This window comes from Paramagnetospirillum magneticum AMB-1 (genome assembly GCF_000009985.1).
In the GTDB taxonomy this organism is placed as follows: domain Bacteria; phylum Pseudomonadota; class Alphaproteobacteria; order Rhodospirillales; family Magnetospirillaceae; genus Phaeospirillum; species Phaeospirillum magneticum.
Window position 1 is genome coordinate 77178 of the sequence record NC_007626.1, and the last position, 13361, is coordinate 90538.

At 61.6% G+C, this 13361-nt stretch carries 12 protein-coding genes; all 12 read left to right on the top strand.

Features of this window, described 5'->3' with window-relative positions; genetic code table 11:
- The first annotated feature begins 7 nt into the window (after nt 1–7).
- Nucleotides 8–670, top strand: a complete 663-nt coding sequence (locus AMB_RS00360; RefSeq protein ID WP_011382518.1) for a class I SAM-dependent methyltransferase — start codon at nt 8–10, stop codon at nt 668–670.
- Nucleotides 667–1923 carry a TIGR04372 family glycosyltransferase gene (locus tag AMB_RS23815; protein ID WP_083763389.1) on the top strand — a complete coding sequence of 419 codons (1257 nt, stop codon included), beginning with the start codon at nt 667–669 and terminating at the stop codon, nt 1921–1923. Before AMB_RS00360 ends, AMB_RS23815 begins: the two co-directional genes overlap by 4 nt.
- 57 nt (nt 1924–1980) lie before the next feature.
- The gene (locus tag AMB_RS00365; RefSeq protein ID WP_083763390.1) at nt 1981–3033 is read left to right on the top strand and encodes a radical SAM protein; all 1053 of its coding nucleotides are present in this window, start codon (nt 1981–1983) and stop codon (nt 3031–3033) included.
- Nucleotides 3014–4978, top strand: a complete 1965-nt coding sequence (locus tag AMB_RS00370; protein ID WP_083763391.1) for a dehydrogenase E1 component subunit alpha/beta — start codon at nt 3014–3016, stop codon at nt 4976–4978. Before AMB_RS00365 ends, AMB_RS00370 begins: the two co-directional genes overlap by 20 nt.
- Nucleotides 4975–6087: a biotin/lipoyl-containing protein gene (locus AMB_RS00375; RefSeq protein WP_011382521.1), complete on the top strand. Its 1113-nt coding sequence runs from the start codon at nt 4975–4977 to the stop codon at nt 6085–6087. The genes AMB_RS00370 and AMB_RS00375 overlap by 4 nt, the downstream gene beginning before the upstream one ends.
- Before the next feature lie 121 nt (nt 6088–6208).
- On the top strand, nt 6209–7303 hold the full coding sequence (locus AMB_RS00380) for a DegT/DnrJ/EryC1/StrS family aminotransferase (RefSeq protein ID WP_043742996.1): 1095 nt from the start codon (nt 6209–6211) through the stop codon (nt 7301–7303).
- A gap of 12 nt (nt 7304–7315) precedes the next feature.
- Nucleotides 7316–7795 carry a WbuC family cupin fold metalloprotein gene (locus AMB_RS00385; protein ID WP_011382523.1) on the top strand — a complete coding sequence of 160 codons (480 nt, stop codon included), beginning with the start codon at nt 7316–7318 and terminating at the stop codon, nt 7793–7795.
- Between the two features lie 12 nt (nt 7796–7807).
- Complete coding sequence (locus AMB_RS00390) at nt 7808–8818, top strand: NAD-dependent 4,6-dehydratase LegB (protein ID WP_043742998.1); 1011 nt, start codon at nt 7808–7810, stop codon at nt 8816–8818.
- Nucleotides 8819–8835: 17 nt separating this feature from the next.
- A complete protein-coding gene (locus tag AMB_RS00395) occupies nt 8836–9978 on the top strand; it encodes a DegT/DnrJ/EryC1/StrS family aminotransferase (RefSeq protein ID WP_011382525.1) in 1143 nt (380 codons plus the stop codon).
- Nucleotides 9975–11147 carry a UDP-N-acetylglucosamine 2-epimerase gene (neuC, locus tag AMB_RS00400; protein WP_011382526.1) on the top strand — a complete coding sequence of 391 codons (1173 nt, stop codon included), beginning with the start codon at nt 9975–9977 and terminating at the stop codon, nt 11145–11147. Before AMB_RS00395 ends, neuC begins: the two co-directional genes overlap by 4 nt.
- A gap of 4 nt (nt 11148–11151) precedes the next feature.
- Complete coding sequence (gene neuB / locus AMB_RS00405; protein ID WP_011382527.1) at nt 11152–12204, top strand: N-acetylneuraminate synthase; 1053 nt, start codon at nt 11152–11154, stop codon at nt 12202–12204.
- Entirely contained in the window at nt 12201–13358 is a 1158-nt protein-coding gene (locus AMB_RS00410; RefSeq protein ID WP_011382528.1) for a class I SAM-dependent methyltransferase, read from the top strand. Before neuB ends, AMB_RS00410 begins: the two co-directional genes overlap by 4 nt.
- Nucleotides 13359–13361 lie beyond the last annotated feature (3 nt).

The window sequence follows — 13361 nt, forward strand, 5'->3', positions numbered from 1 at the left end:
GCGATTCATGGCAGAGATCAACTTCCTGACCCGGTATCAGGCGGCCACCAAGCGCGATTATGTTCAGCGAGTGGTCGATCACGATAAGGCCCAATGCGCCGAGATCGCCAAGCAATGGGGTTTCGACTATTGGGATGGCGATCGTCGCTTCGGCTATGGCGGCATGCGCTATGACGGCCGCTGGCGCCCCATCGCCGAGGATATCGCCCGCCATTACGGCCTGAAGGCGGGCATGCGCGTCCTCGACATTGGTTGCGGCAAGGCTTTCCTGCTTTACGAACTGACCCAGGCCGTCCCCGGCCTTGAAGTGGTGGGTCTGGATATCTCCGCCTACGGCATCGCCAACGCCAAGGAGGAGATGCGGCCTTATCTGCTCGAAGGCAACTGCACCAGCCTACCGTTCCCGGACGGCCACTTCGATTTCGTCTATTCCATCAACACGTTCCATAATCTGCTGAATTTCGAGCTGATGGCGGCGTTGAAGGAAATGCAACGGGTGGGCAAGGGCGCCAAGTGGCTGTGCGTGGAGAGCTATCGGAACGAGCGGGAAAAGGCCAACCTGCTGTATTGGCAACTGACCTGTGAGACGTTCTACACACCTGCGGAATGGCAGTGGTTCTGCCAGATGGCCGGCTATGACGGCGATAGAGGGTTTATCTACTTCGAATGACCATTAATATAAATCAGGTCGATGGGAAATTCATCGCGTATCAATGCCGAAAAATTTTAAGGGGGGAAATCACCCTTAAGAAAATAAAGAGCATGATGCTGTTCGTACTTTATGTATTAAGCATCCCAATGACTCTTTCAATAGTATTGATTATTCGCGCATTGCGGCCATTTGTCCTGATCAGATTTGGGGCGCTGCGCTCTGACCGTATTGGTCATTACGCATCAAACACCGATCTATACTTATGCCAGAAAAGCAATGGTGAAACACCGGAGAAGTCATTCGACATATTTCATTGCAGCACATTGCCGGAGGCAAACGAGGCTTTGACGGTGATTTGGCGGCGCTGTCTCCGAATATGGCAATGGAGCAAGATTCTCTATCTGGCAAATGAGCTGTTACCTGGGTGGAGGCTTCATTGCATTGTTTTGCCCGATGATATGTTTCCGGTCGCTCAACTGCAAAGCCGTATCCCTGCTCACGCCTATTTCTCGCCGGATGAAATCAGAACTGGGTGGAAGCAAATTGAGAGAATTGGAATTCAGAGGGAGACGAAATTCATTTGTCTCAATACAAGAAGTGATGGGTTTTTAAATACTACACAACCAGATACAAATTGGGACTATCACTCATACAGAAATACTAATAGTGAAACCTTGCTCCCTGCTATATCGGCACTTGTCGATCGTGGCTACAAAGTTGTTAGAATGGGCTTGCACGTCGGCGATCCCCTGGTCTCTAGAGGTGTGGTCGACTACGCGACTAGCGAATTCCGGACGCCATTTCTGGATTTATTCCTGGCTGCACATTGCCACTTCTTTGTTGGCGATAGCGCTGGTCTGGTCGGAGTGCCGCTGATTTTCCGCAGGCCAACGGTCTGCATAAACCTCATTCCAATGCGTCATGTCTGCCGATGGCTATCATCTTCCGTTGTCGTGCCCAAGGCCTTGCGGTATGCGGCGACAAAAGATGCTGTTCCCTTAGAGGAATATATCAGAAGTGGAGCATTCAATTTTCTCAGAACGGAGAATTATGCTGCTGGCGGATATGATGTTGTCGATGCATCGCCCGAGATCTTGCGCGACGCGGTGATCGAGATGGATGACCGTCTGGCTGGGCGGTGGCAGGAGACGGACGACAGAATCCAGCGACAGGCGCGATTCTGGGCGATCATGAATCGTCACCTCCCTGACTGTGGGCAGATAACAAATATCGCGGATGCATTTCTAGAGTCCAATCCAGGACTATGCTAGAATAGTGTCTTTTTAAGTTGAGATGATGCCAAGAGTGGCGAATGTGAGGAATAGCTCATGATTACAAAAAAAGAAGATGCAACTAGCGACCGTCTGGAGCATGAACTTGATGTTCTGGCCGGACGTTGTGATGTGTCTAACCTGGAAGACATGCTGCGATTCCCGAAATACTTTCAGATAGAGACCACGAGGCTTTGCAACGCCCGCTGCCCATTCTGCGCGATTGATCAGTGGGACAAGTCGACCCCTTTCATGTCGGATGAATTGTTCCGCAAGATCGCCGACGAGATCATATCGCAGCGTGATTGGATCAAGTTTGTAGATCTGCAGCGTGCGGGAGAGCCGCTGCTCGACAAAAAGATTTATGAACGCGTTGCCTACATGAAGGATGGCGGGGTCACCAATGTCGTTCTGACGACCAACGCGTCGAGTCTCACAGAACGAAACGCTCGGCGTTTGCTGGAGGCGGGAATCGATGAGTTGATGCTCTCCATCGATTCTGTTCAGAAAGATAAATATGAAAAACTGCGCGTCGGTTTGCCCTTCGAAAAGGTGATGGACAACATAAGAGGGTTCTTCGCTTTGCGAGATCAGATCAGGCCGAGCTGCATGGTCCGTGTGCGAGGCGTTTCCTTCCATGATCTGTCGGACCCGGAGGATGCGGCCGACCTGGCGTCGTGGGAAAGCTTTTGGGAGCCTCTGCGCAAGCCTCATGACCGCATCTACATGAAGCGGGCTCACAATTGGGGAAATCAGAAGAGTGTCGAGGGCCATAGCCCAGAATATTCCTGGGTCTATCATCCCTGCATTATTCCGTGGTCCACCATGCATATTACCGCAATGGGAACAGTCGGGCTGTGCCCGCAGGATTATGACGGGCTGGCCAACCTCGGGAACATCAACGAACAGTCCATCGCTGAAGTCTGGAATGGCGAGAAGTTCGCCGAAGTCCGGCGGCTTCATGCGACCGGCGCCAGGAATGACATATCATTCTGTCAGGGATGCTTGTTGTTTGACGAAGAATTCACCCTGGAGCGGGAGCGAAATGTTGCCTCGTCGCGCGATGGGACGCTCGAGGCCTTGGTAAAAAATGCAAAGCGCATTGCCTGACATGGCGCAGGCCGAGGCAAAGAAAGGCCAGGACCATTTTGCCACGGCCACGCTGATACGGGTCGTGGAGGAACGGCTTCTGTCGCTGTACGGTGAGGGCAGGCTGCACGGCACGGTCCATACCTGTATTGGACAGGAATGGACCGGGGTGTCCGTGGCCAGCGCCCTCAGATCCGGCGATTACATCCTGTCCAACCATCGGGGACATGGCCACTATTTGGCCTGGACGGATGACGTGGAGGGGCTGATTGCCGAGGTCATGGGCCGGGAAAGTGGTGTCTGCCGGGGCCGGGGGGGAAGTCAGCACCTTCGTGGCCAGGGCTTCTTTTCCAATGGCATCATCGGCGGCATGGCCCCCGTTGCCGCCGGCCTCGCAATGGCTCATCGCCTTGCGGGCGACGGCGGGGTGGCGGTGCTGTTTATCGGAGATGGCGGTCTTGGCCAAGGTGCCCTTTTCGAAGCCCTGAATCTTGCGGCCTCCTTCAGCTTACCCTTGGTTGTGCTGGTTGAGGCCAACGGAATCGCCCAGTCCACACCGGTGGATACGGTGCAGGCCGGAAGTGCGGTAGGTCGCGCCAGGGCATTTGGCATCGAGGCCAGGGAGTCCGATACCTGGAATCCCGAAGACCTGCTGCGCGCGGTTTCCGCCACCGTGGATACGGCCAGGCGCGAAGGGCGTCCTTTGCTCCATCTGGTGCGCACATTTCGACTGATGCCCCATTCCAAGGGGGACGACACTCGGGCGCCGGATTTGATCGAAGAGTATCGTCTCAAGGACCCGGTGACGCAGTGGCTGGCCGAAGGAGGGCCGGACGCCGCCCGTGTTCGGGCGGCGGCAGTCGAGCGGGTTGAGGCCGCTGTCGCCAAGGCGGCGGCAGCTCCTCCGGGTCTTGTCCCGTCAACCTCGCCCCCCTGTTACGCCAAGCCTGTCAACCTCGTCCCCGTTCGGGCATGTGAGGGACGTCTGGTCGAACATATTCGCGCCGGGCTGGATGCCGCCATGGCCGCCGACGATCGTTTGCTGCTCTTGGGCGAAGACATCTGCTCGCCATATGGCGGTGCCTTCAAGGTCACCTCCGGGCTATCGGACAGCTACCCGGGGCGTGTGTTCAATACTCCGATCAGCGAGGCTGGCTTGGTCGGTGTCGGGGCGGGGCTGGCTCTTGCCGGGCGCCGCGTCGTCGCAGAGATAATGTTCGGAGATTTCCTGACATTGGTCGCCGACCAATTGATCAACCACGCCGCTAAATTCACGCAGATGTACGGCGAGGATGTCGAGGTTCCCTTGCTGGTGCGCACTCCTATGGGAGGGCGCCGGGGCTATGGCCCGACCCACAGTCAGAGTCTTGAGACTCATTTTTTTGGCGTCCCGGGTCTGACGGTCCTGGCCATCCATCACCGGATGGATGCCGCAGCGTTTTATGCGCGGCTTATCGCAACGGCCAAGACGCCGCATCTCATCATCGAAAACAAGGTTGCCTATGGTGTCGATTGTGCCCGGGACCGCCTTCAGGGGTTCAGCTATGTCGAGACCGACGATGATCTTCCGACACTGGTCGTACGGCCTTGCGTCCAGGCCCAAGTCACCATTCTCGGTTATGGTGGAATGTTGCTGGAGATGGAAAAGGCCATGGACCGGCTGTTTGAGGATGCCGATATCGTGACTGAGGCCATATGTCCGGTCGCCCTCTATCCAAGCAACATGCAGGCGCTCTTGGACTCGGTGTCGCTTACGCGCCGGCTGGTCGTGGTCGAGGAGGGGCAAGGCTACGCGGGATACGGTGCCGAGGCGGTCGCATTTCTCCACCAGCACCTGCCGGGTGGGTTCAGCCTTCGCCGTCTCTCCGCCTTGCCGACTGCCATCCCTTGTTCCAGGGAGGGGGAGGCTGCGTGTCTCGTATCGGCCAAGGACATCGTCGAAGCAGTCCAGGAGATTCTTTCGTGACAGACTTCATCGTCATTCGGGCGCCCAAGAATTCTGCCAACGACGAATCGGTGATGGTTGTCCGCCTGCACGTCCAAGCGGGAGAACATGTGCGCGCCGGGCAAATGCTGCTTGAGGTTGAGACCAGCAAGGCGGTTATCGAAATCGACGCTCCCGCCAGCGGCCGCTTCTTCCCGGCGGTCCAAGTGGGAGATCACGTCCCGGTAGGCCGAATTCTTGGGGGTGTTGGCCAAGATTCCGAGCATTTGGCGGCGGCCCTGGCGGCCGAGAATGTTCCGTCCGGGGAGGTGTCTGTTGCCTTGCGGACCGACGGTGTCAGATTCTCGCGCACGGCTTCGGAGATGATCGCCCGACATGGGCTCGATCCCGATTCATTTGATGGACAGGGGCTTGTTACCGCGGCGATGGTCGCCGCAGTCCTGGCACGAGCCGCCGATGGCAATTCGAAGCCTCGAAGCGGCCCCGTGCGGCGCGGGGAGAACGGTAAAGTTGTCCTGCTGGGGGCCGGGCCCGGCGCCTGGCAATTGCTATCCGTCCTGGAACACGAGCATGGCAGTGAAGTGGTCGGCATCCTGGACGATGATCCGCTCAAGCTTGGCCGGGAGTTGAACGGTGTCAAGGTGATCGGCCCGCTTTCCATGCTGACCGAACTGGCGGAACAGGGGCGGGCTGATTCGGCGATCTGCACGACGCCGACCTCCATCCCATTTCGCGCCAAGGCGCATCAGCTGACCAAGGCCGCCGGATTGCGTGGCGCCAATATCATTCACCCCAGCGCCCTTTTCGATATCGACGTGGCGATCGGGGAAGGCAATTTCATCGGCGCGTTCAGCTATATCGGCGCCGGGACGGTCTTGGGCGACTACTGCTTCCTCAGTTCGAGGACCACGTTTGAACATCACAATACCCTTGGAAACGGCATTACCACCGGGCCGGGAGTGTCGACCTCCGGATTGGTGACGGTGGGCAATCATGTCCGCTTTGGTGGTCATATCCTGGTCGAACCCAATGTCACCATTGGCAATGACGTCGTGATTGCGTCAGGAATGACCGTCACCGCTGACGTCGAAGCCAACAGCGTTCTTCGCCAGCGAGTTGCCACCCGCTGATCCGTGCTTGGCGCCAAGGTAAAATATACCTTTCAGATGTTATATTGCATAACTGAGATGGTTTGTTTGTTGCTGTTGTTGTGACATGCAAATCAAATGCTGTATGAGAGAAATGACGAACATGACTCCGCCTACCGTTCCCTACTTAGATCTTCGTGTCACCGATGATGCCGAGCGTGAAGATTTGCTGGCTGCCGTGGATCGCGTGCTACGCCATGGACGAATCGTCCTGGGTCCGGAAGTGGCGGAATTCGAGGCCAGGATTGCCGCGCGGGTGGGGCGTCGCTTTGCCGTTGGGGTGAATTCTGGTACCGACGCGCTGATCCTGGCGTTGCGTGCCCTGGGCATCGGTGCCGGCGACGAGGTGATTGTTCCGGCCCTGTCGTTCGTGGCCTCCGCCAACATCGTCAAGCTGGCCGGAGCGGTTCCGGTATTTGCCGATCTTGGTCCCGATATGAACATGGATCCGGCGGTGATCGAGGGTTTGATCACCCCGGCCACCAGGGCCATCCTGCCGGTTCACTTCGCCGGCAAGATCTGCCGCATGGAGGAAATTTGCGCGATTGCCGAGCGCCATCGCCTGCTGGTTATCGAGGACGCCGCTCAGGCTTTCGATGCTGTGCGTCATGGCCGCAAGGCGGGCTCGTTCGGCCAAGTGGGCTGCTTCTCCATGAATTGCATGAAAGTCCTGGCGTCTCTTGGAGAAGCGGGTGTCATCGTGACCGACGACGACGCTCTTCACGATCATTTGGTACAGCTGCGCTACCACGGCTTGGTGACAAAGGAATCCTGTGGCTTTCTCAGCCATAACGGTCGCCTGGACACCGTACACGCCGCCATGCTTTCCGTGCGGCTGGATCGCTTCGACGAGGTCATGCGTCGCCGTCGGGATAATGCCGCTTATTATTCCGCCCGGTTGGGGCATCTGGTCGACGTGCCGCGCGATGATGCCGATTGCCAGGACGCCTACTATATCTACGTGATTGCCACCGACCGGCGTGATGCGCTGCAGGACTTCCTGACCGCCAGGGGGATAGAAACCAAGCAGCCGCATATTCTGATGCCCGAGCACCCTGTTCACAAGGATGCGCGGGGATTCTGGGACAACGCCGCACGTGTCCATCACCGCCGTCTGAGCCTGCCGATCAGCGAAAAACTGACGGATACGCAGCGGACTTACGTGGCAGACGCCATTGTTGAGTTCTTCAATATTTGAGAGGCGTTCGCCATGCCTGCCGTGATTTACAATACCGATGATGTCGCGCTGGTCGGGCGTGACATGCTCGAGACATTGAAAGCCGAGGCGGTGAACGCGCCGCTGCGCCGCTCGCGCTTGTGTCTTCATCGCACGCCCGAGGACCCGCTGCATGAGATGGTCATCGCCTTTTGCCGCGACAGCTATGTCCGGCCTCACCGCCATCTGACCAAGACCGAATCATTTCATGTGATCGAGGGCCGTATCCTGGTGGTGTTGTTTGACGATAATGGTCGTGTGACCCACCGTATTCCCATGACGCCTCCCGGAGGGGACAATCCGTTTCTTTACCGGGTTGCCGCGCCGATCTGGCATACATTGATCCCGGAAACTGACTTCGCGGTGATCCACGAAGTCACCAATGGCCCGTTCCGGGCCGAGGATGGCGATTTCGCCCCCTGGTCGCCGGATGATCCAGAGAGTTCTCAAGCCTACCGGGCGTCCCTGGTCTGACGGATGAGTTCAATGCCATCGCTTAAGAAAATTCTGGTCACCGGTGCAGACGGCTTCATCGGCTCGCATCTGACCGAAGAACTGGTACGGCGCGGCTACGACGTGCGCGCCTTCGCCCTTTATAATTCCTTCGGGTCCTGGGGCTGGCTGGACGCCGCGGAACCGGCGGTCAGGAATTCGCTCGACGTGTTCCTGGGCGATATCCGCGATCCCCATGGGGTGCGCAAGGCCATGGAGGGCTGCGACGCGGTGCTGCATCTGGCGGCGCTGATCGCCATTCCCTATTCCTATCACTCGCCTGCCACCTATGTGGAAACCAACGTCACCGGGACGCTGAACGTGGTTCAGGCGGCGCGCGATCTGGGGGTTTCCCGGGTGGTGTGCACCTCCACCAGCGAGGTCTACGGCACCGCCCGCTACGTGCCCATCGACGAGGACCATCCGCTGCAGGGGCAGTCTCCCTACTCGGCCACCAAGATCGGCGCCGACCAGATGGCGTTGTCCTACCACCGCTCGTTCGCCACGCCGGTCACGGTGCTGCGGCCGTTCAACACCTACGGACCCCGCCAGTCGGCCCGCGCCGTCATCCCCACCATCATCACCCAGATCGCGGCGGGGGCCCGGACGCTTAAACTGGGGGCCCTGCATCCCACCCGCGACTTCTCCTATGTGGCCGATACGGCCGCGGGTTTCATCGCCATGCTGAATGCCCCGGAAACGGTGCTGGGCGAGGTGATCAATATCGGCTCGGGCTTCGAGATTTCCATCGGCGACACCGCGCGGCTGATCGCCGAGGTCATGGGCGCCCAGGTGGACATCACTTGTGACGACCAGCGCCTGCGGCCGGAAAAGAGCGAGGTGGAACGCCTGTTCGCCGGCACGGACAAGGCCGCCCGTCTGCTGGGTTGGCAACCGGCCCATGGCGGACTGGAAGGCTTTCGCCGCGGACTGGCCGAAACCGTGCGCTGGTTCTCCGATCCGGCCAATCTGGCCCGCTACCGGGCCGACCGCTACACCATCTGAGCACCGGGGGATTTTCCGTGATTCCACTTTGCGTTCCCAATCTGACGGGCAACGAGGCCCGCTATCTTCAGGAATGCGTGGACAGCACCTTCGTGTCTTCCGTCGGCCCCTTCGTTGACCGGTTGGAGGACATGGTGGCCGCTGCCGCCGGGTCCTCGCTGCGCGCCGTGGCCACTTCGGCGGGAACCACCGGCCTGCACGCCGCCCTCACCGCCGTGGGCGTGGGGCGCGACGATCTGGTGATCATGCCGGCCTTCACCTTCGTGGCCAGCGCCAATGCCGTGGCCCATTGCGGTGCCACGCCCTGGCTGCTGGACGTGACGGCGGAAAGTTGGACTCTGGACCCCGCCCTGCTTGAACGGGTGCTGCAGGCCGAGACGGTACGAGACGGCGATGTCTTGCGCCATCAGGCCAGCGGCCGGCGGGTGGCGGCGGTGCTGCCGGTGCATGTGCTCGGCTGTCCCGCCGACATGGACGCCATCCTCGCCGTCGCCCGTGCCCACGATCTCAAGGTGGTGGCCGATGCCGCCGCCGCCCTGGGGTCGCGCTATCGCGGCCGCCCTATCGCCCAGTTGGGTGCCGATCTCTCGGTGGTGTCGTTCAACGGCAACAAGACGGTGACCGCCGGCGGCGGCGGCGCGGTGATCGGGACAGATCCAGACCTGCTGGATCTGGTCCGCCATCTGACCACCACGGCGCGGGTCGGTGCCGACTATCTTCATGACCGGGTGGGCTTCAACTACCGCATGACCAATCTGCAGGCGGCGGTGGGCTGCGCGCAGCTGGAGCGGCTGGAGGAATTCGTCGCCGCCAAGCGCCGCATCCGTGCCGCCTATGACGCCGCCTTCGCCGGCAGGCCGGGAATCAGTCCCTTTCCCCAGCCCCTTTGGGCGGAAAGCGAATGCTGGTTTTCCGGCTTCGTGCTGGACCGGGCGGAGCGCATGGCGGCCTTGCGGACCGGACTGCGCGAAAGGGGAGTGGACGCCCGCCCGTTCTGGCGGCCCATGCACCTGCAGCCGGCCTTCGCCGAGGCATTGCGCACGCCCATGACGGTGACGGACTCCGTGTGGAACCGCATCGTCACCCTGCCCTGTTCCACGGCCCTGACCGAGGCGGAACAGCGTTCGGTGGTGGCCGCGGTGGAAGAGGCGCTGCGATGAAGCGGATTTGCGTCGTCACCGGAACGCGGGCCGAATACGGGCCGCTGTTCTGGGTGCTGAAGGAAATCGACGCCCATGCCGATCTTGAACTGCAGCTGGTGGTCACCGGCATGCATCTGTCTCCCGAATACGGCTCCACCTGGAAAACCATCGAGGCCGACGGCTTTGCCATCGCCGCCAAGGTGGAGATGCTGCTGTCGGGCGATACCGGCGTGGCCATCGCCAAGTCCATGGGGCTGGGCACCATCGGTTTCGCCGACGCCTTCGAGCGGCTGAAGCCCGACATCGTCGTGGTGTGGGGCGACCGGTTCGAGCTGATGGCGGCGGTTCAGGCCGCCGTGGTGGCGCGGATTCCCATCGCCCATATCGGTGGCGGCGACGTGACCGAGGGTGCCTTCGACGACGCCATCCGCCATGCCATCAGCAAGATGGCCCATCTGCATTTTCCCATCATCGCCGATTCCGCCCGCCGCCTCCGTCAGCTGGGGGAGGACCCCGAGCGGATTCACCTGACCGGCAACGCCAGCCTCGACCATCTGCGGCGCACCATTTTCCTGGAGCGGGCCGAGGTGGAGACGCGGCTGAATTTCAGCCTGCGGCCCCGCAATGTGCTGGTGACCTATCATCCGGTGACGCTGGACCCGGAGGAGGGCCGGCGTGGCTGGGCCGAAATGCTGGCCGCGCTCGAGTCTTTGGGGGACGAGGTGGGAATCGTCATGACCGCCCCCAATGCCGACAATGACAGCCGCGAGCTGATGGTGGCGCTGGAGGCCTTCGTCGGGGCGCATCCCAACGCCATCCTTCGGACCTCCCTGGGCTCGCAGCTCTATATGAGTACCGCCCGGCTGTGCGATGCGGTGGTGGGCAATTCGTCGAGCGGCCTGCTGGAGATCCCGTCGCTGGGTGTCGCCACCGTCAATATCGGGACCCGCCAGAAGGGTCGGCCGCGCGCTGACTCGGTGATCGACTGTCCGCCGGAGCGCGCGGCTATCCGCGCGGCCATGGACCGGGCCATGGCCATGGATTGCTCGGCGGTGGTCAATCCCTATGGAGACGGCCAGTCGGCGCGGCGCATTGTTCAGGTGCTGGCCGGAATCGAGGATTTCCCCGCATTGCTGCACAAAAGTTTCGTCGACCTCGCCGGACCCGGCGAGGCGGGGGAGGAGTAAGGCCGTGATTGAATCGTTCACCATCGGCAGCCATCGGGTCGGTCCGGGCTGTCCCTGCTTCGTGATCGCCGAGGCGGGCGTCAACCATAACGGTGACCTGGCTCTCGCCCACCGGCTGGTGGACATGGCGGTGCAGGCGGGTGCCGATGCGGTGAAGTTCCAGACCTTTACGGCGGAGAAGGTGGTGTCGGCCCAGGCACCCAAGGCGGCCTATCAGAAGGTCACCACCGGTGGCGGCCAGAGCCAGCTGGACATGGTGCGGGGCTTCCAATTGCCGCCCGAGGCCTTCGCGGAGCTGTCCGAGCACTGCATTCAGGCCGGAATTCTCTTCATGTCGACACCCTTCGACCTGGACAGCGTGGATGTTTTGGACCGCCTGGACGTCCCCGCCTTCAAGCTGCCGTCGGGTGAAATCACCAATCCCTTGCTGCTGCGCCGCGTGGCCGCCACCGGGCGGCCGGTGATCCTGTCCACCGGCATGGGTTCCCTGGTGGAGGTGGCGGCGGCCGTGGATATCCTGGAACGGGCCGGATGCCACGATCTGATGCTGCTTCATTGCACCTCGGCCTATCCGGCACCGGTGGAAAGCGCCAATCTGCGGGCCATGTCCACCCTGGCCGCGGCCTTCCACCGGCCGGTGGGCTATTCCGACCATACCGAGGGGTTCGAGGCGGCCATCGCGGCCGTGGCGCTGGGGGCCTGCTGTATTGAAAAGCACTTTACCCTGGACCGCTCGCTGCCAGGCCCCGATCATCTGGCCTCGGTGTCGCCCGCCGATCTGGGCGCCCTGGTGGCCGTCATCCGCCGGGTGGAGAAGGGTCTGGGCGATGGTTGCAAGCGTCCGACGGTCGCCGAGGAAGATACCCGCGCCGTAGCCCGCCGCAGCCTGTTCGCCGCCCGTGCCCTGGCGGCGGGGGCCGTGATGACCGAGGAGGATCTGATCGCCCTGCGGCCCGGCGGCGGCATTTCCCCCATGCAGGTGGACATGGTGGTGGGGCGGCGGCTGACCCGTGCCGTGGCCGAGGGGACTCTTCTGGAATGGAGCGATCTGGCATGAGCCTTGTTCTTTCCGGCACCGGTCCCGGGCTGACCCTGTCCATCGCCGATCTGCCGCTGTGGCAAGGCGTGCGGAAGGAGCCGGGCGTGCAGCGCCGTTTTCCCTTCCGCCTGGGTTTCGCCGGGCCGGGGCCGATCCGCCAGACCACCGAGGCCGAGGTGGTCGCCGAGGTGTTGAGATCCTATGCCGGGGATGACTACGCCTTTCTGACCAAGCCGCCGGGCGCCAGTGCCTGGGCCGACAGCCTGGGCGATGCCAAGGTGGCCGCGGTCATGGAGAATTGGACCGGCCAGCCGCCGCGGGCCATCCTCGAAGTGGGGGCGGGCAGCACCTATGTGGGTGAAAAGCTACTGGCCCGCTTCGGCGAGGGGCCGTCCTACACCATCGTCGATCCGGCGGTGCGCGACCAGGGCGGGCCCATCCAGGTGGTCAGCGACTATTTCCCCGCTCCGGCCCTGGAGGGGCGCCGGTTCGACCTCATCATCGGTTTCAACTGCCTGGAGCACGTCCCCGATCCCGTCGCCGTCCTGGCCGCGGCGCGCCGACATCTGGCGCCGGGCGGTCTGGTGCTGATGACCTATCCCGATACTGAGCAGAATCTGAACGAGGGCGATATCAACGCCCTGATGCACGAGCATCTCAGCTATTTCACCGAGCGATCCTCGCGCTGGGCGGCGCAGGCCGCCGGACTGGCGGTCCGGGGGCTGGAGCGCCGCGCCGGAGCCTTCGTGGCCGTGCTGGAACATCCGCCCGAGCCGCTGGCCCCTCCCCAGGATCTGTGGGAGGAGGATCTGCTGCGCCGGGCCGCCGAGATGCTGAATTCGCTGCTGCTGCGCACCGGCGGCGAGATCGCCGCCCGCCTGGAGGCGGGGGAGACGGTGGCCTTTCACGGCGCCACCAACGGCCTTAACAGCTTTCTCGCCCTGACCGGGCTGGGAAGCCATCCGGCCATTCGGGTCTTCGACGGCGACGACAGCAAGGTGGGCCAGTTCCTTCCCGCCTGTCCCACGCCGATCCTCGGTTCCGGCGATCCGTCCTATCCCGGCCACGATGCCATCTATGTCTCGGCGGTGACGTTCCTGCCGGCCATCCGCCGCTTCGCCCAACAGGTTCACGGCCTGCCGGCGGAACGGCTGCTGCCTTTGGTGGGTTGAACC

Excerpts from the sequence above, each read along its gene's own strand:
- AMB_RS00380 (WP_043742996.1), top strand. The coding sequence starts at position 6,209 with ATGACTCCGCCTACCGTTCCCTACTTAGATCTTCGTGTCACCGATGAT.
- AMB_RS00365 (WP_083763390.1), top strand. The coding sequence starts at position 1,981 with ATGATTACAAAAAAAGAAGATGCAACTAGCGACCGTCTGGAGCATGAA.
- AMB_RS00410 (WP_011382528.1), top strand. The coding sequence starts at position 12,201 with ATGAGCCTTGTTCTTTCCGGCACCGGTCCCGGGCTGACCCTGTCCATC.
- AMB_RS00360 (WP_011382518.1), top strand. The coding sequence starts at position 8 with ATGGCAGAGATCAACTTCCTGACCCGGTATCAGGCGGCCACCAAGCGC.
- AMB_RS23815 (WP_083763389.1), top strand. The coding sequence starts at position 667 with ATGACCATTAATATAAATCAGGTCGATGGGAAATTCATCGCGTATCAA.
- AMB_RS00390 (WP_043742998.1), top strand. The coding sequence starts at position 7,808 with ATGCCATCGCTTAAGAAAATTCTGGTCACCGGTGCAGACGGCTTCATC.
- AMB_RS00385 (WP_011382523.1), top strand. The coding sequence starts at position 7,316 with ATGCCTGCCGTGATTTACAATACCGATGATGTCGCGCTGGTCGGGCGT.
- AMB_RS00370 (WP_083763391.1), top strand. The coding sequence starts at position 3,014 with ATGCAAAGCGCATTGCCTGACATGGCGCAGGCCGAGGCAAAGAAAGGC.
- neuC (WP_011382526.1), top strand. The coding sequence starts at position 9,975 with ATGAAGCGGATTTGCGTCGTCACCGGAACGCGGGCCGAATACGGGCCG.